Here is a 21,460-nt window from a genome sequence, read left to right as displayed (position 1 = left end):
AGGTAACACCATGACTTTCACAACTACTCCTCGTCGTCTCGCAAAACGCTTCGCACTGGTTGCAGGCCTCAGCGTGCTTTCCGTCCAGGCTTTCGCCGGTGGCGACGCCGCGCTGTACGGCCCGACCGCACCGAAAGGTTCGACCTTCGTGCGGGTCTACAACGCCAGCAACGCCGAAGTCAGCGCCACCGTCGGCAGCACCAACCTGAGCGACGTTGCACCACTGGCCAGCAGCGACTTCAGCTTCATGCCGGGCGGTGACTACAGCGCCAAGGTCGGCAGCCAGACCCTGCCGGTCAAACTCGCCGGCGACCACTACTACACCCTGGTCAACAACGCGTCCGGCGCGCCGCAGCTGATCGAAGAGCCGCCGTTCAAGAACAAGCAGAAATCCCTGGTGCGCGTGCAGAACCTCAGCGACAAGCCGCTGACCCTGAAGACCGCCGACGGCAAGACCGACGTGGTGCCGAACGTGGCGGCCAAGGGCCGTGGCGAACGTGAAATCAACCCGGTGAAAGTCAGCCTGGCGCTGTACGAAGGCGACAAGAAAGTCGGCGACGTGAAACCGGTCGCCCTTGAGCGCGGTGAAGCAGCGGTGCTGTACGTCACCGGTTCCGGCAGCAGCCTGTCGCCAGTCTGGGTGAAACGCCCGGTGTCGACTCGCTAATCATTTTTCCTGACTGACCCCGTCCCCACTGTGGGAGGGGGCTTGCTCGCGAAAGCGGTCTGACATTCAACCGATATGTCGACTGATAAACCGCCTTCGGGAGCAAGCCCCCTCCCACCCTTGATCGGGTTGTCAGTTCGGATACGAGACAAAAACAAGAGTGAAACGACACAACGTTCGTGCCTCTAACCAATCGATTTTTATGGAGTAAACAATATGATTCCGGTGATCTTGTCAGGTGGTAGCGGTTCACGTCTTTGGCCGCTTTCGCGCAAGCAATTCCCTAAACAATTCCTCGCCCTGACCGGTGAACACACGCTGTTCCAGCAAACTCTGGAACGTCTGGTGTTCGAAGGCATGGACACGCCGATCGTGGTCTGCAACAAGGATCACCGCTTCATCGTCAACGAGCAGTTAGCCAACCGTAACCTCGAATGCCAGCGCATCCTGATGGAACCGTTCGGCCGCAACACAGCACCAGCGGTAGCGCTGACTGCGATGATGCTGGTCAACGAAGGCCGTGACGAACTGATGCTGGTGCTGCCGGCCGACCACGTGCTGGAAGACCAGAAAGCCCTGCAACGCGCCCTCGCCCTGGCCACCGTCGCCGCCGAAAACGGCGAGATGGTGCTGTTCGGCGTGCCGGCGACCAAACCGGAAACCGGCTATGGCTACATCAAATCCACCGGCGACTCGCTGCTGCCCGAGGGCGTCAGCCGCGTCTCGCACTTCGTCGAGAAACCCGACGTCAAACGTGCCACCGAGTACGTTGAATCCGGCGGCTACTACTGGAACAGCGGCATGTTCCTGTTCCGCGCCAGCCGCTTCCTCGAAGAGCTGAAAAAGCACGATCCGGACATCTACGACACCTGCCTGCTGACCCTCGAGCGCAGCCAGCAGGATGCCGACACCGTCACACTGGACGAAGCTACCTTCGCCTGCTGCCCGGACAACTCCATCGACTACTCGGTGATGGAAAAGACCCAGCGCGCCTGCGTGGTGCCGCTGACCGCTGGCTGGAGCGATGTCGGCTGCTGGTCGTCGCTGTGGGAAGTCAACGAAAAAGACGCCAACGGTAACGTCAGCAAAGGCGACGTGGTAATCCAGGACAGCAAGAACTGCATGATCCACGGCAACGGCAAACTGGTGTCGGTGATCGGGCTGGAAAACATCGTCGTGGTCGAAACCAAGGACGCGATGATGATCGCGCACAAGGATAAGGTTCAGGGCGTCAAGCAAATGGTAAACACCCTCAACGAGCAGGGCCGCAGCGAAACCCAGAACCACTGCGAGGTTTACCGTCCGTGGGGGTCCTACGACTCGGTGGACATGGGCGGGCGCTTCCAGGTCAAGCACATCTCGGTCAAACCGGGTGCGTGCCTGTCGCTGCAGATGCACCACCACCGCGCCGAACACTGGATCGTGGTCAGCGGCACTGCTGAAGTGACCTGCGACGAGAACGTCTTTCTGCTCACTGAAAACCAGTCGACCTACATCCCGATCGCCTCGGTGCACCGCCTGCGCAACCCGGGCAAGATCCCGCTGGAAATCATCGAAGTGCAATCGGGCAGCTATCTCGGTGAAGACGATATCGAACGCTTCGAAGATATCTACGGTCGCTCCACCCCGATCGAACGTGGCGTGTCGGTGAAAACCATCGCGCAGTGATCACCCGGCAATGAGAAGCCCCCGTCCAGCCCGCTGCGTCCCCTATCCGCAGTGGGTTGGGCGGGGGCTTTTTTTCAACTCAACGAATGTTGTCGAGTCAGCCTTGGCCGGGAATATCCCCCCAGCGATTGCTGCCTTCCCGCGTAAGGAGCCGGTGCGAGCAGTCCGATAAAGTCCTGGGTCCGCTGGAGGCTCTGCAGCGTACTGGACGTTTGCATCGACAAGTCGGAGACCGCTTCGAAAAGCCCCGGATCCGCGCTGCCGGTGGTTGCCAGCTCGGTAAGGATGGCCTGCGTCCTGAACTCGACCATGTCGATGTTTGCCGAAAGATGTTCATGAGTGTTGCTTAACGCCTCAGCATTCAGTCCCTGCGCTGCATGGATGAATTCCCGCCCCGTCTGGAACAGCCCCCGAGTTTCTGGTCCCAGTTTTTCAGAGACTGCCTCGATCACTTTGCCCTCGACCTTGGCGCGCGCCATTTCGGTCAATCGTGATCGACCGTCGGCTGTGCGCGGATCATGCGCTGCCAATTGCAGTTTCACTGTGGCAAGACTCAGCTTCTTTTTCGGCTCGACGCTTTCAACCAGAGCCTTGGGATTCAATTCGCTGCCCTTGAAATGGATGGGTCGGTTCAACTGATAGGTGTCCACCACCTTGTCGATGGCTGCACCCGCCAACTTATCGCCGACCTTCGTGCCAATCTTGCCCCCAAGCGAACCGGCTACCGGTCCGAACACGGTGCCCATTGCAGTGCCAATCGTGCCCCCTGCGGCTTGAGCGCCTGCGCTGAACATGCTGCTGGCCAGTTGCGTGCCGACGCGCCTGACCAGGGCCTGAAACCGGTGTCGCGCCTGAGTGTGGTTGAGCAATGAGTTTCTGACGTCCGCTGCCGCCGAGGTCATCGTGCTCATTAATGCCTGCTGCTTTTGCACACTGTCAGCCAACTCAGATGTGGCGGTCTTCCCGCCCCCATCGGTGTCGACATGGTTCATGGGCGAGTTACCCACCATCTGATACAGGTTCGGCCCGTCGATAAAGCCTTTCGGGTCAGGATTCAACCAGCGCTGCAACCACGGCATGTAATAGCGATAGCCATAATAATAGAGACCTGTTGCATCGCGCTCCTTGCCCGAATAACGCAGGGTTTTGTAACTGGCCTCGGTGTCCTTGCTCCACGCCGTTTCACCGAACGGGAAGAATGTTTCTTGACTGATGAGCCGGGCATCCTCGCCCAGTTCCAGGCAGGTCGATCCGAGATGATCCGTCAGCGTGTACCGATAATGGTCATTGGAACCGGTGGGCGGAGCACTTTCCCAGTGCAGCACGTGTACACGGCTGATGTGGCCCTCGACGCAGATCACTTGCAATTGCTCACCGGTGGCCGTGTCGGTGCGTAGCTCCAGTCCAGGCAAATAGCGCACCTGGGCCGTGACGCCGCGGGCATTCGTCTGGAGTGAGCGAATCTTGCGCACACGTTGGCCGGCACCGTCGTAGCAATAGTGTTCACGGTCATTGGGGCCGCTGGCACGTTCGACCGGCGTGACCGATTGCAACTGATTACGCAGATTCCACGTCAATGAACTCCCCGCGTACAGCGCTCGCAAATTGCCACGGGGATCGAACGCCGCGGCAATCTCCTCTTCCGTCGGTGGCACGCCATTACGGTAAGGCAAACAGCGATTACTTGATCGCGCAGCTTTGAGCTCACGGCCATTGCGCACGCCAACATGCGTCAGCAGCAGCAGATTGCCGGATTCATCGTAGTCGAAGGTCTGTCGATAATTGCTCACTGCTACCGGATCGTCACGTCCGATGGACGCCGGACCTTGAGTAGCAGCACCTGCTTCCCAACCGGTGGCCACATGCAACTGGTAGAAGCTGTCATAGTCGAAACGACTGGCAGGATCGATACGCTGGTTGGCGAAATACCGGATCGGCAGTGCCTTGTCCTCGATGCTCAGCAAGTTGCCCATCGGGTCATAGTCGTAGATCAGATGTTGCAATACCTCGCCCCCTGCTTTCCTCGCATGGCGGGTTAGCAGAAGACCATCCTCGGGCTGATAGGTCAGCGTCGTCAGCACACCATTGCCCGCCAGTTCCTGAGTGACTTGCCCATCAGCGTTGTAACGAATGTCGCTCACCAGCGTTTGCGCTTTGGTCTGGTGCCGCAATTGCAGATGGCAGGCGCGCAACTGACCGTCCAGCGTCAACTCGCGATCCTGTCGATTATCACGTGCATCGATTTGTTCGAGTACCTGCCCCAGCGGCCCGAAGCGCCAGCGGGTCGTTGCACCGTCACCGGGCTCCAGCAAGCGCTGGCGGTCATCAACGTTTTGCGGCCAATCGGGGACGCTGGGGTCGAGGGTGAAGTGCCGCGTGCTTTCAATGCATTGCCCACTGATTGCAAAGCTTTGCGAGCACACACTACCCGCCGGATCATCGTGCCGAATCAACTGGCCCAGCTGATTCCGGGAGGGATCACCCGCGCCGGGCTGACCGTAAGTGAGACGTTCGACGCACCGCCTAGGCTCGGATGCGCCTTCTTCGAACACGGCAATCGGACGCAGCAACGGGTCGTGTTGCACCTCGCGCCAGGTTTCTCGACTGTCCCAGTCGTACAGCGTCTCGGCACCCAGCCCGTACAACGCCAGCTGCGTGCCGGCATCGACGCTGTCGGAACGCAGCGTTTGCCCGATCAACGAATAAAGGGTGCGCAGATTCGCTGGCGTCAGCGGCTCGGTCGTTTGCAGTGCCCACAGGCGCGGATCCCACTGTTCCACAACCCTTCCGGCAGCGTCGCGCGCCGTGCGATTGACGCGGGTTTGAGCTGGGCAAAGGTCGTCGGCACGCCAATAACCAACCGTCCGAACCTGCAGTCCGCGCGGGTCGCTTACTGAAAGCGTCGGTGTTTTGCCATGCTTGTTCATCAGCTTGCTCCCGGCACTAGCGTTATCCATGCTTCAGGGCATCAGAGCATCCGCGCTTTACGATTTTCAACTGTCAGAAATTACAGTACCGACTGACGGTACATTCGGAATACGCGCGAATGTCCATTGCGCCGGCCCTCCGGTAGGATGGTACTCACGAACCAAGGAGCGTTCCCTCATGTTCATCGGCATCCTGCTGATCATCACCTGGTTGATTCTGCTGCTGCGCTATCCCGCCAAGGCTGTGCCGGTCTCCGTGGCCGCGGCTGTCGGTCTGGGCCTGGTGGCCATGTGGGTGGTGTGGCTGGACAACCGCGAGCTCAAGCAACTGGCGCGCCTTGAGATGCGCATCAGCTATGCACCGGAGCAATGCCCGGCAGATCGGCCGCTGCAATTGAAAATGAAAAACGGCAACGACGTGCCGCTGACTGAACTGCGCTGGCGCATTGCAGCTTACGCGCCGGGCGACACGGTCAATCTGGCCGACAACCAATACACCGCCCCGCGCTATCGCGGCCCCGGCGAACTGCAGGCCGGTGGCGACTGGGAAGACTGCCTGCCGATGCCTCCACTGCGCCCCGGTTATCGCCCACAAACCCTGGAGTTTCGTGCCGAGCGCTTGCAGGGCAGTTTCTCCGACTGATCCCCCTCCTCCCATTTTTTGCACAAGGAATGCGCCATGCCCGTTGCGTTGATTACCGGTTGCTCCAGCGGCATTGGCCGCGCCCTCGCTGACGCGTTCAAAGCCGCCGGTTACGAGGTCTGGGCCAGTGCGCGCAAGGCTGAAGACGTCGCGGCCCTCGCCGCTGCCGGGTTCAGCGCAATCGCGCTGGACGTCAATGACAGTGTGGCGCTGGAACAACTCGCTGAGCGCATCAACCAGCAACACGGCGGCCTCGACGTGCTGATCAACAACGCCGGTTATGGCGCGATGGGGCCGCTGCTCGATGGCGGCGTGCCGGCCATGCAGCGCCAGTTCGAGACCAACGTGTTCTCGATTGTCGGCGTCACTCGCGCACTGTTCCCGGTGCTGCGCCGGGCCAAGGGGCTGGTGGTGAACATCGGCAGTGTCTCAGGGGTACTGGTCACGCCGTTCGCCGGCGCCTACTGCGCCTCGAAGGCCGCGGTGCATGCGCTGAGCGATGCGCTGCGCATGGAGCTGGCGCCGTTCGGTATCCGCGTGATGGAGGTCCAGCCTGGGGCGATCCAGTCGAGCTTTGCCAAGAATGCCGGGCACGAAGCCGAGCAACTGATCAACGAGCAATCACCGTGGTTTCCGTTGCGCGAGGGGATTCGTGCGCGGGCCAAGGCATCGCAGGACAAGCCGACGCCGGCCAGTGAGTTTGCGGCTGAGTTGCTCAAAGCGGTGCAGCAGAACACGCCGCCACGCTTGATCCGCATTGGTAATGGCAGCCGCGCGTTGCCATTGCTGGCGACGTTATTGCCCAAGGGATTGCTGGAGTCGACGTTGATGAAGCGGTTCGGCTTGCGTGGGAAGCTCTGAGACCGGGTTGACGCTTTCGCGAGCAAGCCCGCTCCCACAGGAGAATGCATTCCAAATGTGGGAGGAGAAATCGACGCCGGCCAGTGAGTTTGCGGCTGAGTTGCTCAAGGCTGTGCAGCAGAGCACGCCGCCACGCTTGATCCGCATTGGTAATGGCAGCCGCGCGTTGCCGTTGCTGGCGACGTTATTGCCCAAGGGATTGCTGGAGTCGACGTTGATGAAGCGGTTCGGCTTGCGTGGGAAGCTCTGAGACCGGGTTGACGCTTTCGCGAGCAAGCCCGCTCCCACAAGAGAATGCATTCCAAATGTGGGAGCGGGCTTGCTCGCGAAGGGGCCAGATCAGCCAGCATTCAGCCCCAGCCCTTCATGAAATCAATAAACGCCCGTACCTTCAGCGGCAGATGCCGGGTATCCGGGTACAGCGCATAAACACCCTGCTGGGCAAAGCGATAATCGGCCAGCAACCGCACCAATCGCCCCGCCTGCAGATCCTCCTGAATCAGCCACTGCGGCAAAATCGCCACGCCTTGGCCAGTCAGCGCAAACGCCCTGAGCGTCGCCGAGTTGTCGGCGACGATGGCGGTGGTCCCCGGTTTTGGCTGGTAGACATGCTCGCTGCCGGCCGGGTCGGTCACGGTCATTTCCGGGACGCGGCCATGGCCCAGCGTCGGCATCGACTCCAGCGTTGCCAGCGTGGCAACCGGCGCGAAGCGCTCGACCAGTTGCGGCGCCGCCACCGCAAACACTTCGAACCTCGACAACTGCACCGCGCGCAGATTGGAGTCGTGCATGCGTCCCAGACGGATCGCCATGTCGAAGCGCTCGGAGATCAGATCGGCGTGGGTCGAGGATGTCGACAAGTGAATGTTCAGTTGCGGCTGTTGCTGGCGAAACACCTCCAGCGCCGGCACCACTTGGGCCAGGGCAAACTCCACGGTGGTGGTGATGCGCAACGTGCCCTTGAGTTGCGAATGCTCAGAGCGCGCTTCCTCGATCGCCAGTCGCGCTTCGTCGAGGGTGCGCAGGCAGCGCCGATAGAAGCGCTCGCCGGCATCGGTCAGGGCCAGTTGCCGGGTGTTGCGTGTGAGCAAAGTGACGCCCAGTTCTTCTTCCAGGCGCTTGAGATTGAAGCTCACCACCGCACGGGTCTGGCCCATGGTATCGGCGGCAGCCGTCAACGACCCGGCCTCGACCACGGCTTTGAAAGTGTCAAAACGGTCCAGACTGACCATATCCAGCGCACTCCCTGTCAAAATTATTTTGACAAACTAGCAGGCAAACCAGCGTTTTCCTAACGCCTGAAGCGCACTACCCTGCGCGTCTCATCACAGGGAAGCTGCCATGGCCTATCGCTCGAAAGTCGCGCTGGTGTATCTGTTCGGGTTCGCCCTCGACCTGCTGAACATGTTCGCCGCGAGCATCGCCTACCCGGACATCGCCCGGGAATTACAGGCCTCGGTGACGCAATTGGCGTGGATCACCAACGCCTACATGCTCGGGCTGACACTGATCATTCCGCTGAGCGTGTGGCTGGCGGCACGGCTGGGCGAACGGCGGCTGATTCTCGGCTCGTTGCTGCTGTTCGGTATCGCTTCCGGTCTGGTGGCCCAGGCCGGGTCGATTGAAAGCCTGATCGGCTGGCGTTTGCTGCAAGGCCTCGGTGGCGGCTTGTTGCTGCCGATCGGTCAGGCCCTGGCTTATCGGCAGTATCCAGCGACGCAACGCGCGCACCTTACCGGCGTAGTGCTGATGGTCGCGCTGATGGTGCCAGCCCTGTCGCCGGCGGCGGGCGGCCTGATCGTCGAGGCGTTGTCATGGCGCTGGATTTTCTACCTGAACATGCCGCTGGCGCTGCTCGCGTTCGGCCTGGGTCTGCTGTGGTTGCAAGCGGATCAACCCGGCACGGAACGCCCGACACTGGATCTGCGCGGCCTGCTGCTGGCGGTGGCAGCCCTGACACTGTTGTTGATTGCCGTGAGCCTGGCGAGCGCCGCCGCTACCCGACACCTCGCCAGCGGCGTTCTGCTGCTCGGCGTCCTGACCTTATGGTTGTACCTGCGTGATGGCTGGCACAAACCCGACGCGGTGCTCGACCTGCAACTGCTAAAGAGTCCGTCGTTGCGCCTGGCGATGCTGATCTACCTGTTTGTGCCTGGGGTGTTTACCGGCACCAACATGATTGCCGTGTTGTACCTGCACGACCTCGGTTTCGGCGCCGCGCAGACCGGTGCGCTGATGCTGTCCTGGGCGGCCGCATCGGGGGTGGCGATCATGCTCGGCAAACGCAGTTTCAACCGCATTGGCCCCAAACCGCTGCTGATCACCGGGATGCTTTTGCAGTGCCTGGGGATTGTCCTGCTGATGCGCATCGAACAACCCGCCGCCGCGCCGTTGATCATTGCCTATGCCTTGATGGGACTGGGCGGCAGCCTGTGCAGCGTCACCGCGCAGAGCCTGGCGTTTGTCGGCATCGCGCCGGAAAAAATGGGCCACTCCAGCGCTCTGTGGAACATCAATCGCCAGCTCGGTTTCTGTCTTGGCGCCGCGCTGCTCAGTTCGCTGTTGGGTGCACTGGGCGGCAACGGATTCAAATACTGCTTTGTCGCGGCGGCCTTGCTCACCTTGTTGCCCATGATCGCCGTGCTGCGTTTCGACGCCTCCACAGTGCTCGCCCTGCTGAGCCCACCTCCCCTTCAGGAAAAATCCACATGACTGACTACAACGAATATTTTGATGAAGTGATCCAGGCCCACCTGGTGATCGAACGCTGGTTTGCCGTGGAGCAGGATTCAGCCGAAATGGAGCGCTTGCTGAGCCGATTCTCGGCGGATTTTTCCATGGTCACGCCGCTGGGCCGGGCGCTGGATATCGAAGCCTTGCGTGCGCTGTTTCACGCGGCAGGCGGGAAGAAGCCCGGGTTCAGGATCGAGCTCAGTGAGCTGCGCGGGATTGCGCTGCATGCGCATGGCGCGACCCTGAGTTATCGCGAGCAGCAGAGCGATGCGAGCGGGTTGCGCACCGATCGCCGGTCGACGGTGGTGTTTGAAAAGACCGAGGCCGGGCGGGTGCTGTGGCGGCATTTGCAGGAGACGTTTTGCGCTGAGTGATTACTCGGTTTTGGTCTGAAAGACCGGGTTGTCCTTATCGCGAGCAGGCTCACTCCTACAAGGAATCTTCGGTGTGGCAGAGATCCAGTGTAGGAGTGAGCCTGCTCGCGATTCAGTCGGCGCGGTCTGTCAGTTATCCACAGACTCTTGCTTCACCACCACCGTGCAAGTAATCCCCGCCGCCAACAACACACCCTCCGGCACTTCGTCGATGTGAATGCGCACCGGCACCCGCTGCGCCAGACGCACCCAGTTGAACGTCGGGTTCACGTCGGCGATCAGCTCGCGGCTTTCCGGGTTGTCGCGGTCGTAGATGCCGCGGGAAATGCTCTCCACGTGGCCCTTCAACACTTCGCCGCTCATCAGTTGCATGTCGGCCTTGTCGCCTACGCGTACGTGCGGCAGTTTGGTCTCTTCGAAGAAGCCGTAGACCCAGAACGAGTTCATGTCGACCACGGCCATTTTCGCTTCGCCGATGCGCGCGTAGTCACCGCGATGCACGTTGAGGTTGGTCACGTAGCCGTCCACCGCCGCGCGCACTTCAGTGCGTTTGAGGTTGAGTTCGGCGGCTTCCAGTTGTGCTTGTGCGTGTTGGTAATCGGCGAGCGCGGCGTCGGCGATGTTGCTGGCGTCGTCGCGGTTTTCCTTGGAGATCACTAGGTTGTCGAGGTCGGCGCGACGATGCGCGTTGACCTTGCGCATCTCCCAGGTCGACTTGCGCGAAGCGACCAGCGACTGCGCCTGCTTGACCGCGATGCGGTAGTGCTCGGGATCGATCTGCATCAGCAAATCGCCCTTCTTCACCAACTGGTTGTCGCGCACCGGCACGTCGACCACTTCCCCGGTGACGTCGGCCGCGACGTTGATGATGTCCGCCCGCACCCGGCCGTCGCGGGTCCACGGGGTGTTCATGTAGTGCTCCCACAGGGTCCGGCCGATCCACAGTGCCAGGGCCAGCACCAGCAGGGTCGCGAGCAGGCTGAAAAACTTTTTCATCAGAACGTTCTCAACGGTAGACAGTCAGCGCCATGGCGCCGAACAGACAGGTAAACAGACTCAGACGCAAAAGCGCCGGGTGCCAGAAAAAACGGTACAGGTCGAACCCCGACAGGAACCGGTCCAGCGCCCAGGCCAGCGCCGCAGCGACAAAGAACATCAGGGTCATGGTCGGCATGTACACGCCGTGGAAGGCGATTTCACGAGGCATGGGCAAGTCCTTCGGGCTTGGCGACGGCATAGGCAGCGAGTGGTGATTGCGGGTCGAGCAACGAGGTGCGGATGAAGTGCAGATAGCTCTTCACCCGGCGTAACGCGGACGTGTCGAAGTGCGGCGCAAACGGCTCGTCGGTCGCGGCGACCCGACTGATCGCGTGATCGACCGCCACCAGTGCGCGCTCCAGATTGCTCGGGTTCGGTTGCAGAAACAGCCGCACCAGCGCCCGGCCCATGACGCGGATCGCCTGACGCCACGGCTGCGATTCTGCATACGCCGGATGCACTGGGAGGATCGCCTGTTCCTTGCGCAATTCGATGATCGCGTGGCCGACTTCGAGCACCACGAACATCCAGCGCAGCAGGTTCTTCTGCACGGTCGGCTGCCCGGCGGCGAGACCATAAGCCTGATGCAGCAGGTCACGAGTACGACTCTCGAAACTCGACGCCAGGCCCTTGAGTTTGCCGCTGATCGCGTACACCACCTGGCCACGCAGATCCTGCTCCAGGCGCTTCCACAACCAGCGGCTGTTGGGCGGCAGAATGATTGCGCCTGCAGCAGCGCAGACCAGCATGCCCATGACCATGGCGATGTAGTCGTTGATGAAGGTGTAAGGGTTGTAAATGGTCAGGTTGTCCGGCACCGAACCGGTGCTGAAGAAGATCAACAAACCGAGACCGACACCGGCGTATTGCGGTCGCGAAGCGAGGAACGAGCCGAGCACGATCACTGGCGCAAGCATCACGCACAACAGCGGAAATCCGTCGATCCACGGGAAGATGAAAAACATCTCGACGAAGCCGATCACCGCTCCGAGGAAAGTCCCGCAGGCCATCTGAAACGCCATGCGTTTCGGGTTCGGCGTGGCGGCAGACAGGCCCACCGTCGCGGCGGCAATCAGGGTCATGGTCGCGCCGCTCGGCCACGCGGTGGCGACCCAATAGCTGCCCAGCACAATCAGGATGAACGAGGCGCGAATCCCCGAAGCCGCGGCGGCCCACCAGTTGGTTTGCGGGGTGAACGGCTCATCCCAGCGCTCACGTTCGTGGCGGTGATCGGCCAGCGAGGCGTGGGTCTGTGCATAACTGTGCAGGTCGTCGACGAAGCGATAGAGCAGCTCGTATGCAGTGTGGAAATCCAGTTGTTCGGCTTCACTCGGACCGGTTTCCTGGAAAATGCCGCGCAAGGTTCGCACGCGCGTCGGCAGGCCTTCCTTGTAAGTGGCCAATGCCGTCGCCAAACGTGCCGCGTCCGGGCTGGTCAAGGCGCGGCCACTGAAGCCGTCGAGTACTTCCGCCAGATCCTGCAGGCCCGGCCTGATCGCGGCCACCACGTGTTCTTCGTCATTCACGCGCAAGCGTTCCAGCAACTGATGCAGCGCGTTGAAGCGCGTGGTAATGCCCATGAACTCGCTGTTCAAACGGCTGAGGCGACCGTTGCGCCGACGCATGTGCGGGTCTTCGAATACGGTGACGCTGCGCAGCCCTTCCAGGCCCACGGCTTCGGCGATAAAACGCACGTTGCTCGCTTCGAACGATTCGGCTTTGCTGCGTCCGCGCAAGCCATCGGTGACGAACAACGCGAACACGCCGAAGCGCTGATACAGCGCGTTGCGCATCGCCGCGCTGGCTGTTTGCGGCAGGATCGCGGCGCTGACCACCGTCGAGCAGAGAATCCCCAGCGAGATCTCCAGCACCCGCCAGACGGCGGCCATGAACGCACCGTCCGGATGCGCCAGCGCCGGCAGGCCGACCATCGCGGCGGTGTAGCCGGCGAGGACAAAACCGTAGGCGCGGAAGTTACGGCAACGCGCCGCACCGGCCGAGCAGATGCCGACCCAGATCGCTAGCGAACCGAGGAACAACTCGGTGTTCTGCGCGAACAGCGCGATCAGCGTGACCATCATCGCCGACCCGGCCAGGGTGCCAAGGAAGCGATAGAAACTCTTGGCGAACACATGGCCGCTCTGCGGCTGCATGACGATGAACACGGTGATCATCGCCGTACGCGGCTGCGGCAACTCCAGGCGCATCGCCAGCCACAGCGTGAGGAACGCGGCGAGCAATACCTTGAAGATATACACCCAGGTCACGCCATCGCTGCGCGCCCAGTCAAACAAACCCCGGCGCCATTCCAGGGAGTAGAGCCAGCGTAGAGGTGCGGGCAAGGGAGTCATTTGGTCTTGCTCAATAATTGAGGACTGAAGAGTCATCTGTGGCAAACATCAATTTTTGTGGTGAACACAAACTCTGTGGTGAGGGGATTTATCCCCGACGGGTTGCACAGCAACCCTAAACAAGGCAATTGAGTTCTCACAGTCAGATTGCACACGCTCGTCTTGGGTCTGCTTCGCAGCCCATCGGGGATAAATCCCCTCACCACAGGTATTAAATTGCCAAAGAGATCGTGTGTTCACCGCAGGAGGGTCGGGGTTTTCGGGGCCTGGGTTTGCTCGGCTGTGGGCACATCATTGCCAGCCCCGAGGCCGCCACCCAACGCCGTCACCAACTCGGCATGCGCACTCAAGCGCGCCGCCTGCACCTGCTGCTGCACTTGCTGTTGCTTGAACAGCAAGGTCTGCGCATTCAGCACGTTGAGGTAATCGGTGAGGCCACGCTGATAGGCGATCATCGCGATGTCGTAGGTCTTCTGCGCGGTAGCCACCGACTCGGCGGCGAAGGCTTGCTGCTTGTCCATCGACTCGCGACGGATCAACTGGTCGGAGATGTTCTTCAGCGCATTGACCAGCGTCTGGTTGTAATGCGCCACGGCAATGTCATACCCGGCGGACGCTTCGCCCAATTCACTGCGCAAACGCCCACCGTCGAAGATCGGCAGCGAGATTGCCGGGCCGACGTTGTAATTGAGTTTCTTGCCAGTCAAAAACTCCAGCGCCCCGCCGCCGGTGGCCATGTAGCCGAGGCTGCCGACCAGATCGACGTTGGGATAAAACCCGGCATGCGCGACATCGATGCCGCGTGCCTGCGCCGCCACTTGCCAGCGACTGGCGACCACGTCCGGGCGCTGACCGAGCAACTCGGCGGGCAATGCCGATGGCAGTTTCAGCGCAGCACCCAGCGCCAGCGTCGGCCGCTGCAACTGCGCACCGTCGCCCGGGCCTTTGCCGGCCAGCGCGGCGATCTGGTTGCGGCTCAGGGCGATTTCTTCGTCCAGCGCATCCAGTTGCCGATGGGTCTCCGGCAACGGCGTTTCGGCCTGACTGACTTCAAAGTGCGTGCCGATGCCGCCGTCCAGACGCTTCTGCGCCAGGTCGAGAATCTGCTGTTGCTGTTTTAGCGTCGCGGCGACGATATCGCGCTGGGCGTAATGCAGCGACAGCTCGATGTAGGCGCGCACGATATTGTTCTGCAATTCCAGCTGCGCCAGCCGCGCTTCGGCGGCGCTCATGTGCGCCAGATCCACCGCGCGTTCGCTGGCATTGCTTTCCCGCCCCCAGAGGTCGAGGGCGTAGCTGAAACCCAGCGCGGCGTTGTTGTCCCAGGTGGTGGTGTTGGCCAGCTCGCCCGGGCCGTAGAACTGGTCGGTCGGCCAGTTGTGGCGTTTGAGTGTCGACTCGCCATTGATCTGCAACGACTCGGCCGCTTCGGCGACACCGGCCAGCGCCTTGGCCTGCCGCACCCGAGCAGCGGCCATGGCCATGCTCGGACTGCCCTGCACGGCGAGGTCGATCCAGTGATTGAGTTGCGGGTCGCCGTAGGCTTGCCACCATTGTGCGGTGGGCCAGTTGGCGTCACGGGCGGCGTGGGCGATGGCGTCGTCAGTGGCCAGTGCGTCGGCTTCCAATGCCGTGCTATGCGGGGCAATTCCTTGCGTTGAGATGCAGCCGCTGAGACCCAGGGTAAAAGCCAGAACACTGAGCGGCAAAAGCGCTCTGATGATGCGACGCGGCACAGCTGCGAATTCCTGAAAGAGGATAAGGCGGGGATTTGTGCAGGGGTTGCCGCAGGCTGCGATCTTTTGATCTTGATTCCCTTAAAACAAAATCAAAAGATCGCAGCCTGCGGCAGCTCCTACAGGGAGCGGCGCAATTCTAGGTGGGCGCCTTGGTGGCGATAAGCTGGGATTCCTGTGAATCTTTGTTACCGTTAACGAGATAATCCGTTGGTCGGGGGTCTCAGCCCCTGAAACTTCGTGTCACAATTTGCCATCTCCCTTGAGAGCACCCCATGGACACATTGCAAAACATGCGCGCCTTCAGTTGTGTGGCCGAAGCCGGCAGCTTCACCGCCGCCGCCGTGCAACTCGACACCACCACGGCCAACGTCTCGCGCGCGGTCTCCAACCTGGAAGCCCACCTGCAAACCCGCCTGCTCAATCGCACGACCCGGCGCATCGCCCTGACCGAGGCCGGCAAGCGCTACCTGCTGCGCTGCGAACAGATCCTGGCCTATGTCGAAGAAGCCGAAGCCGAGGCCAGCCAGGCCCACGCCCGCCCCGCCGGCCAGTTGAAAGTGCACACCATGACCGGCATCGGCCAGCACTTCGTGATCGACGCCATCGCCCGCTACCGCAAGACCCACCCGGACGTGACCTTCGACCTGACCATGGCCAACCGCGTGCCGGACCTGCTCGACGAGGGCTACGACGTGTCCATCGTGCTCGCCAGCGAACTGCCGGACTCGGGCTTCGTCTCGCAACGCCTGGGCATCACCTACAGCATCGTCTGCGCCTCCCCGGCCTACGTGAAAGTCAACGGCTGCGCGCAAAAACCCGCAGACCTGCTGAACCACGCCTGCCTGCGCCTCGTCAGCCCGGTGATCCCCCTGGAAAAATGGGCCTTCAACGGCCCGGACGGCCAGGAAATGGTCACCATCAACAGCTCGCCGTTCCTGGTGAACTCCGCCGATGCGATGAAAGCCGCGATCATCAGCGGCATGGGCGTCGGCGTCCTGCCGGTCTACGCCGCCATCGAAGGCCTGCGCAACGGCACGCTGGTGCGGATGATGCCCAACTACCGCTCGCAGGAACTCAACCTGTACGCGATCTACCCGTCGCGGCAGTACCTGGATGCGAAGATCAAGACCTGGGTCGAGTATTTGCGCGGGTCACTGCCGGAGATATTGGCGGCGCATCAGGCGGAACTGGCGGCGTATGAGTTGAGTGGGAGCCTCGCCGGAGCCCGCGTCGCCAACTGATTTTCAACATACGGTGTTCACTGTAGGAGCTGCCGCAGGCTGTGATCTTTTGCTCTTGATGTTTAAAAATCAAAAGATCGCAGCCTACGGCAGCTCCTACAGAAGCGGTGATTTGAAGGGAGTTTTCCGACAGGTTTTGACGGTTGTGACTCGGAAGTGGGGTGGATAGGCTCAGGGGGTCGTTGACGAATCAACGACCGGACTTGGTCGTCCGGGTTTAGAATGGCGCACTTTTTAAGCTTGCTTAATGGCGAGCTGTGCGTGGGAGGGCCTTGGCCCTGCCGGGTTTCCATTCCCTGGTCGACCAACCTGCGTACGGTTCGCCACCCTATTGCTTGGTCGCAGTACGTGGCGAACTCCACATCCCGAATGGAGTTCCACCATGATCAAACCCACACCCAATCCGCCCCAAGCCGAAAGCACCTCCCCCTACGAATCCCTCGATTCAAAAAAGCTCCACGACGCCGCCGAGCGTGCACTCGACCATTACCTGAAACCTTCCGCCGCCGCTGTGAGATTCCACAAACCCAGCAGCATGTTCCAGGTCGTCCCCGACATGGACGACGAAAGCCTGCTGGTTCACGCCTGCGAATCACTGGCCTCGGCAAGCATCATGACCAGCGACATTGCGGCCTATGTCGAAAGCCCGCAGCGACAGACGATACTGGCGATCCAGCAAATCATCATGCTGGCCGAGCTGGCGGTGAATCGGGTGCTGGACAACGTGGAAATCAGCCAACCTGCAGCACACAGCTGAGCCATTGTGGGAGCGGGCTTGCTCGCGAAGGCGTCAGCACATCCAACACTTTCGGTGACTGACACACCGCTTTCGCGAGCAAGCCCGCTCCCACAGGGGGATTGGGTGAGTCAGTTAGAGACTGGTCGGCTGTCAGGCCGCCATCGCTGGCAAGCCAGCTTCCACAGGGATTGGGTGAGTCAGTTAGAGAGTGGTCGGCTGTCAGGCCGCCTTCGCTGGCAAGCCCGCTCCCACAGTGGGATTGGGTCAGTCAGTTGGAAACTGGTCGGCTGTCAGGCCGCCATCGCGAGCAGGCGCACTCCTACAGAAAAGCAAAGCAGTCCAGACAGACCGCATGCTCTTCACCACTCAAATGGCCGAGTGTCAGCTCGCCGAAAGCTCTTGATCTTGCCGTGCCGGCCCCATCGGCAGGCTCAGTGGAGGGGTTTATCCGGGGGGAGGCGCGCAGCGCCATGCGGCGAAGCCGCATACATCGAGAGGAGGTGCAGCGAAGCAAACCGGAGGCGATGCCCCCGGATGAACCCCGCAACGAAGGAACCCGAGCCTAAGCGAGGGCCGAACGCAGGGGCCAAGACCTTTGCTTCCTTTGGGGCGTTTGCCAAAGGGAGTCGCTGTAAGAGCGAAACCGCCAGCAGCAGCACCCGAAGCAACGGATATGTCCCCCATCAACCCAAAGCATGGTCGGCCCAGAGGCCGCCAAGACAACCCAAAACAGAAATGTTAGCTTGCTTGGCAATAAAGCCCAGAAGCCGAGCCCAAGCCCAATGAAAAAAACAGTCCTGGCCTTCAGCCGCATCACCCCACCCATGATCGAACGCCTGCAACAAGAGTTCGACGTCATCGTCCCCAACCCAAAGAACGGCGACATCAACGCCCAATTCAACGAAGCCCTCCCCCACGCCCAAGGCCTGATCGGCGTCGGCCGCAAACTCGGCAAAGCCCAACTCGAAACCGCCACAAAACTCGAAGTAGTCTCCAGCGTCTCCGTCGGCTACGACAACTACGACCTCGACTACTTCAATGAACGCGGGATCATGCTCACCAACACCCCGGACGTGCTCACCGAAAGCACCGCCGACCTCGCCTTCGCCCTGATCATGAGCAGCGCCCGCCGCGTCGCCGAACTCGACGCCTGGACCAAGGCCGGCCAATGGCAGGCCAGCGTCGGCGCACCGTTGTTCGGCTGTGACGTCCACGGTAAAACCCTGGGCATCGTCGGCATGGGCAACATCGGCGCCGCCGTCGCCCGCCGTGGCCATTTCGGCTTCAACATGCCGATTATCTACAGCGGCAACAGCCGCAAGACCGAACTGGAACAGCAACTCGGCGCAGAGTTTCGCAGCCTCGACCAGTTGCTCGCCGAAGCCGACTTCGTCTGCCTGGTGGTGCCGCTCAGCGACAAGACCCGCCACCTGATCAGCCATCGCGAATTGGCGTTGATGAAGCCGGGGGCGATTTTGGTCAACATCTCCCGTGGCCCGGTGGTCGACGAGCCGGCGCTGATCGAAGCCCTGCAAAACAATCGCATCCGTGGCGCCGGACTGGACGTCTACGAGAAAGAACCGCTGGCCGAGTCGCCGCTGTTCCAGTTGAAAAATGCTGTGACATTGCCGCACATCGGCTCCGCCACGAATGAAACGCGCGAAGCCATGGCCGATCGTGCACTGGCCAATCTGCGCAGCGCGCTGCTCGGCGAACGCCCGCAGGACCTGGTCAATCCGCAAGTCTGGCGCGGATAAAAAATGACGGGCAAGTGCAGAACCGCACTTGCCCGTTAGTTGCCGCCCTACACAACTTGAAATTGAACAACAAAGCCAATTTAACAACAGCATTATAAGCTCTGCCTGGCAATCGAATGATCGACCACTGCTATGGAGAGCTAATCCCGTGAACAACCTGACAACCGATAAAGTTATTCGCTACAGCAAAGTTATATTGATGGCTTACATCAGCTTCTTTGGTGTATTGGTGATGATTCACAACTTTACCGACTATGACTCGAACTACACGTACGTGGCTCATATCCTGAGCATGGACACTACCACCGCCAATGAGTCCATAAAATACCGAGCCATCGATTCACCGATGATTCATCACCGGATCTACTGGTTCATCATCACGATGGAAGTAACGTATACGACGTTATGCCTGATAGGCACCTATCAACTCTATCGGCACATCAATGCGCCTGCAGAGGTATTCCATGAGGCAAAAAAGTTCTCGATCATGGGCATACTGGCGGCAATTTTCATTTATTACGTGTGCCTGCAAACCGTGGGGGTGGAATGGTTTGACATGGACACCTCACAATCATGGAATGCCAAGGACTGGGCCCGGCATATCATTGACTTCATATTCCCGGTGATGATTTACATCACCTTGAAAGTCGAGCGCTGATGTTCAGTGATCGTTTGTTTCATACCAACTTCCCCTGCACCGGCGCCACCAGCGTTTTCGGCTTACGAAACACCAAGACATTACCCAGCATCACCAACACCAGCCCGAACAACGCCGGTGCCGTCCACTGATAACCTTCAACAAACGCTGACACGTTCAGTGCCACCACCGGGAACAGCACGGTGCAATACGCCGCACGCTCCGGCCCCATACGTCCGACCAACGTCAGGTACGCGGTGAAGCCGATCACCGAACCGGGGATCACCAGATACAGTAACGCCCCGACGTAACGTGGCGACCACTCCATGTCGAACGCAATGCCATTGACCAGACACCACACCGACAACATCGCCGCCCCGTAGGCCATGCCCCAGGCATTGGTGGTCAAGGGTTTCAAGCCTGCCTTCTGCTGCAGACTCGACAACATATTGCCCGCCGAAAAACACAAGGTGCCACACAGCGCCAGGCCAAGACCAAGCAACGTTTCGGGGCTGGCGTGATGGCCGGCCAGTTCCGGCCAGAACAGCATTCCCAGACCAAACAGGCCGAGCGCCCCGCCCATCAAAACATTGCGCGCGATGCGCTGACCGAAGAATACGCGTGCATTGAGCGCATTCCACAAAGTGGCCGTGGAAAACACCACCGCCACCAGCCCGCTGGGAATCCACTGGCTGGCGGTCAGAAAGCACATGAAGTTGACGCAGAACAGGCACAACCCCTGCGCCACACAGATCAAATGGCCACGCCGATTCATCGGTTGCAGCCGCCGACTGAGCAGCAACAGCACGAACAGCACCAGCGCGGCGAGACCGAAGCGATAAACGATCGACACCGGAATCGCCACCACGCCCAGTTGCCATTTCAGGGCAATCCAGGTGGTGCCCCAGATCAGCACGGTCAGCAGATACAGCGAAAGGTTCATGACGAAACTCCTGAGAACACCGGGCACTCTGTGGCAAGCGAGCTTGCTCGCGCTTGAGTGCGCAGCACTCACTGATGGGTCCGCTGCGCAGCGCGGCGGGAGCAAGCTCCCTCGCCACAGGGTTGTGTTGTATGGAGGTTCAGGGTGCGACAGCAACGATCGGGGCGCTTGCAGATTCTTGCGCTTTTGTCGCTCGACAGGCTGGCAGCGCGAAAGCTACGGAGTAGGATGCAAGGCGTTGGAGAGAACCGAATATGGCCGCTATCGATACCCTGCAAGTCTTCCAAGCCCTCAACCGCTCGCCGAATGCACGCCTGTTGCACAGCGCCGATCTCGGTGACGGCTTGTCTGCGGCCCTGTGGACCAACCACCACGATGCCCAGGAATACGAAACGCCGAGCCACCACACGCTTTCCTGCTACATCGCCGGGGGCACGGGCACCTTTCGCCGTGGCCAACCGGGGCGCAAGGGCGGACCGGACAAGTTGTGCATCCTGCCCGCCGATCACCAATCGGGCTGGGTGATCAACGGCGATCTGCGTCTCGCTCATCTGTATTTCAGCGCCGAACAATTTGCCTTGGGTTGCGTCACGCTGCTGGATCGCGAGCCGCGAGAGATGCAGTTGCGCGAGCAGACCTTTCTGGAAGATCCGCAGCAGGCCCGACGCTTTCGTCAGTTACTGACACTGAATTGGGACGAACCGGCCGAACGCCTGCTGACCAGCAGCATTGCGCATGAATTGATCAGCCATACCCTGCTCAGCCAGGTCGGCGCCCGGCAGGGTGTGCGCCTCAAGGGCGGACTGGCGCCCCATCAGCGGCGGCAACTGGTCGAGTTCATCGACAATCAGTTGGCCGAGCCGATCAGCCTCGGGCAACTGGCCGGATTGTGTGCGCTGTCGGAATACCACTTTGCGCGGATGTTTCGCGTGAGCTTCGGCCTGCCGCCGCATCAGTACGTGCTGGCGCGGCGCTTGAACCGGGCGCGGGAATTGTTGCGCGGCACGGCGTTGCCGCTGGGGGAGATTGCACTGGCGTGCGGGTTTGCCAGTGCCAGTCATTTCACCAACCGGTTTCGGCAGGTGTTGGGTGGGACGCCTGGGGAATATCGGCAGGCATTTTTGCGTTAGAGGCGGGATTTT

General features: G+C 60.8%; 18 protein-coding genes and 1 pseudogene. 12 read left to right on the top strand and 7 right to left on the bottom strand.

Annotated elements, in window-relative coordinates; genetic code table 11:
• Positions 1–10 precede the first annotated feature (10 nt).
• Both ACOYXI_RS24210 and ACOYXI_RS24205 read left to right on the top strand, forming a co-directional pair.
• Positions 11–667 (top strand): alginate O-acetyltransferase AlgF, encoded by a 657-nt coding sequence (locus tag ACOYXI_RS24210; protein ID WP_007969549.1) that lies wholly within the window; start codon positions 11–13, stop codon positions 665–667.
• A 216-nt stretch (positions 668–883) separates the two neighbouring features.
• A complete protein-coding gene (locus tag ACOYXI_RS24205) occupies positions 884–2,335 on the top strand; it encodes a mannose-1-phosphate guanylyltransferase/mannose-6-phosphate isomerase (RefSeq protein ID WP_090281856.1) in 1,452 nt (483 codons plus the stop codon).
• Positions 2,336–2,409: 74 nt separating this feature from the next.
• On the opposite strand, the gene ACOYXI_RS24200 is transcribed toward ACOYXI_RS24205, so the two are convergent.
• Positions 2,410–5,262, bottom strand: coding sequence for an RHS repeat domain-containing protein (locus tag ACOYXI_RS24200; RefSeq protein ID WP_461675383.1), 2,853 nt, complete (start codon positions 5,260–5,262; stop codon positions 2,410–2,412).
• 178 nt (positions 5,263–5,440) lie between these two features.
• On the opposite strand from ACOYXI_RS24200, the gene ACOYXI_RS24195 reads away from it, so the two are divergent.
• From ACOYXI_RS24195 to ACOYXI_RS24185, 3 genes and pseudogenes are all read left to right on the top strand, one after another.
• On the top strand, positions 5,441–5,905 hold the full coding sequence (locus ACOYXI_RS24195) for a multidrug transporter (protein ID WP_098967290.1): 465 nt from the start codon (positions 5,441–5,443) through the stop codon (positions 5,903–5,905).
• 36 nt (positions 5,906–5,941) lie between these two features.
• Positions 5,942–6,766, top strand: coding sequence for an SDR family oxidoreductase (locus ACOYXI_RS24190; protein WP_134785478.1), 825 nt, complete (start codon positions 5,942–5,944; stop codon positions 6,764–6,766).
• A 61-nt stretch (positions 6,767–6,827) separates the two neighbouring features.
• Positions 6,828–7,016, top strand: a pseudogene (locus tag ACOYXI_RS24185) (SDR family oxidoreductase); the annotation flags it as partial.
• Positions 7,017–7,116: 100 nt separating this feature from the next.
• Here the strand turns inward: ACOYXI_RS24185 and ACOYXI_RS24180 are convergent.
• Positions 7,117–7,998, bottom strand: coding sequence for a LysR family transcriptional regulator (locus ACOYXI_RS24180; RefSeq protein WP_223008443.1), 882 nt, complete (start codon positions 7,996–7,998; stop codon positions 7,117–7,119).
• Positions 7,999–8,107: 109 nt separating this feature from the next.
• Here ACOYXI_RS24180 and ACOYXI_RS24175 point away from each other — a divergent pair, with 109 nt between their 5' ends.
• A complete protein-coding gene (locus ACOYXI_RS24175) occupies positions 8,108–9,478 on the top strand; it encodes an MFS transporter (protein WP_461675382.1) in 1,371 nt (456 codons plus the stop codon).
• Complete coding sequence (locus ACOYXI_RS24170; protein WP_135294997.1) at positions 9,475–9,873, top strand: DUF4440 domain-containing protein; 399 nt, start codon at positions 9,475–9,477, stop codon at positions 9,871–9,873. Before ACOYXI_RS24175 ends, ACOYXI_RS24170 begins: the two co-directional genes overlap by 4 nt.
• 129 nt (positions 9,874–10,002) lie before the next feature.
• On the opposite strand, the gene ACOYXI_RS24165 is transcribed toward ACOYXI_RS24170, so the two are convergent.
• The 4 genes from ACOYXI_RS24165 to ACOYXI_RS24150 all read right to left on the bottom strand — a co-directional run bounded on the left by ACOYXI_RS24165 (position 10,003) and on the right by ACOYXI_RS24150 (position 14,998).
• Positions 10,003–10,869, bottom strand: a complete 867-nt coding sequence (locus tag ACOYXI_RS24165; RefSeq protein WP_027610912.1) for an efflux RND transporter periplasmic adaptor subunit — start codon at positions 10,867–10,869, stop codon at positions 10,003–10,005.
• 10 nt (positions 10,870–10,879) lie between these two features.
• Positions 10,880–11,080 (bottom strand): DUF1656 domain-containing protein, encoded by a 201-nt coding sequence (locus tag ACOYXI_RS24160; protein ID WP_003221811.1) that lies wholly within the window; start codon positions 11,078–11,080, stop codon positions 10,880–10,882.
• Positions 11,070–13,262: an FUSC family protein gene (locus ACOYXI_RS24155; protein WP_461675381.1), complete on the bottom strand. Its 2,193-nt coding sequence runs from the start codon at positions 13,260–13,262 to the stop codon at positions 11,070–11,072. The genes ACOYXI_RS24160 and ACOYXI_RS24155 overlap by 11 nt, the downstream gene beginning before the upstream one ends.
• A gap of 236 nt (positions 13,263–13,498) precedes the next feature.
• Positions 13,499–14,998 carry an efflux transporter outer membrane subunit gene (locus ACOYXI_RS24150; protein WP_461675380.1) on the bottom strand — a complete coding sequence of 500 codons (1,500 nt, stop codon included), beginning with the start codon at positions 14,996–14,998 and terminating at the stop codon, positions 13,499–13,501.
• Positions 14,999–15,273: 275 nt separating this feature from the next.
• Between ACOYXI_RS24150 and ACOYXI_RS24145 the strand changes: the two genes are divergently transcribed.
• From ACOYXI_RS24145 to ACOYXI_RS24130, 4 genes are all read left to right on the top strand, one after another.
• A complete protein-coding gene (locus tag ACOYXI_RS24145) occupies positions 15,274–16,242 on the top strand; it encodes a LysR family transcriptional regulator (protein ID WP_223008447.1) in 969 nt (322 codons plus the stop codon).
• A 382-nt stretch (positions 16,243–16,624) separates the two neighbouring features.
• Positions 16,625–16,999: a DUF6124 family protein gene (locus ACOYXI_RS24140; RefSeq protein WP_461675379.1), complete on the top strand. Its 375-nt coding sequence runs from the start codon at positions 16,625–16,627 to the stop codon at positions 16,997–16,999.
• Positions 17,000–17,763: 764 nt separating this feature from the next.
• A complete protein-coding gene (locus tag ACOYXI_RS24135; protein ID WP_135294993.1) occupies positions 17,764–18,738 on the top strand; it encodes a 2-hydroxyacid dehydrogenase in 975 nt (324 codons plus the stop codon).
• A gap of 148 nt (positions 18,739–18,886) precedes the next feature.
• Entirely contained in the window at positions 18,887–19,396 is a 510-nt protein-coding gene (locus ACOYXI_RS24130; RefSeq protein ID WP_210558926.1) for a DUF2165 family protein, read from the top strand.
• 19 nt (positions 19,397–19,415) lie between these two features.
• Here the strand turns inward: ACOYXI_RS24130 and ACOYXI_RS24125 are convergent, their stop codons facing one another.
• The gene (locus ACOYXI_RS24125; RefSeq protein WP_134785470.1) at positions 19,416–20,318 is read right to left on the bottom strand and encodes a DMT family transporter; all 903 of its coding nucleotides are present in this window, start codon (positions 20,316–20,318) and stop codon (positions 19,416–19,418) included.
• Between the two features lie 254 nt (positions 20,319–20,572).
• On the opposite strand from ACOYXI_RS24125, the gene ACOYXI_RS24120 reads away from it, so the two are divergent.
• Entirely contained in the window at positions 20,573–21,448 is an 876-nt protein-coding gene (locus ACOYXI_RS24120; protein WP_027610904.1) for a helix-turn-helix domain-containing protein, read from the top strand.
• Positions 21,449–21,460 lie beyond the last annotated feature (12 nt).

It is taken from the genome of Pseudomonas sp. G3-19, assembly GCF_054855875.1.
The sequence above is the reverse complement of the archived record's forward strand: the minus strand, read 5'-3'. Positions and strand labels throughout refer to the sequence as shown.

Bases quoted from the DNA above. Each gene is read 5' to 3' on its own strand.
- ACOYXI_RS24210 (WP_007969549.1), top strand. From the start codon at position 11: ATGACTTTCACAACTACTCCTCGTCGTCTCGCAAAACGCTTCGCACTG.
- ACOYXI_RS24205 (WP_090281856.1), top strand. From the start codon at position 884: ATGATTCCGGTGATCTTGTCAGGTGGTAGCGGTTCACGTCTTTGGCCG.
- ACOYXI_RS24200 (WP_461675383.1), bottom strand. From the start codon at position 5,262: ATGAACAAGCATGGCAAAACACCGACGCTTTCAGTAAGCGACCCGCGC.
- ACOYXI_RS24195 (WP_098967290.1), top strand. From the start codon at position 5,441: ATGTTCATCGGCATCCTGCTGATCATCACCTGGTTGATTCTGCTGCTG.
- ACOYXI_RS24190 (WP_134785478.1), top strand. From the start codon at position 5,942: ATGCCCGTTGCGTTGATTACCGGTTGCTCCAGCGGCATTGGCCGCGCC.
- ACOYXI_RS24180 (WP_223008443.1), bottom strand. From the start codon at position 7,998: ATGGTCAGTCTGGACCGTTTTGACACTTTCAAAGCCGTGGTCGAGGCC.
- ACOYXI_RS24175 (WP_461675382.1), top strand. From the start codon at position 8,108: ATGGCCTATCGCTCGAAAGTCGCGCTGGTGTATCTGTTCGGGTTCGCC.
- ACOYXI_RS24170 (WP_135294997.1), top strand. From the start codon at position 9,475: ATGACTGACTACAACGAATATTTTGATGAAGTGATCCAGGCCCACCTG.
- ACOYXI_RS24165 (WP_027610912.1), bottom strand. From the start codon at position 10,869: ATGAAAAAGTTTTTCAGCCTGCTCGCGACCCTGCTGGTGCTGGCCCTG.
- ACOYXI_RS24160 (WP_003221811.1), bottom strand. From the start codon at position 11,080: ATGCCTCGTGAAATCGCCTTCCACGGCGTGTACATGCCGACCATGACC.
- ACOYXI_RS24155 (WP_461675381.1), bottom strand. From the start codon at position 13,262: ATGACTCCCTTGCCCGCACCTCTACGCTGGCTCTACTCCCTGGAATGG.
- ACOYXI_RS24145 (WP_223008447.1), top strand. From the start codon at position 15,274: ATGGACACATTGCAAAACATGCGCGCCTTCAGTTGTGTGGCCGAAGCC.
- ACOYXI_RS24140 (WP_461675379.1), top strand. From the start codon at position 16,625: ATGATCAAACCCACACCCAATCCGCCCCAAGCCGAAAGCACCTCCCCC.
- ACOYXI_RS24135 (WP_135294993.1), top strand. From the start codon at position 17,764: ATGAAAAAAACAGTCCTGGCCTTCAGCCGCATCACCCCACCCATGATC.
- ACOYXI_RS24125 (WP_134785470.1), bottom strand. From the start codon at position 20,318: ATGAACCTTTCGCTGTATCTGCTGACCGTGCTGATCTGGGGCACCACC.
- ACOYXI_RS24120 (WP_027610904.1), top strand. From the start codon at position 20,573: ATGGCCGCTATCGATACCCTGCAAGTCTTCCAAGCCCTCAACCGCTCG.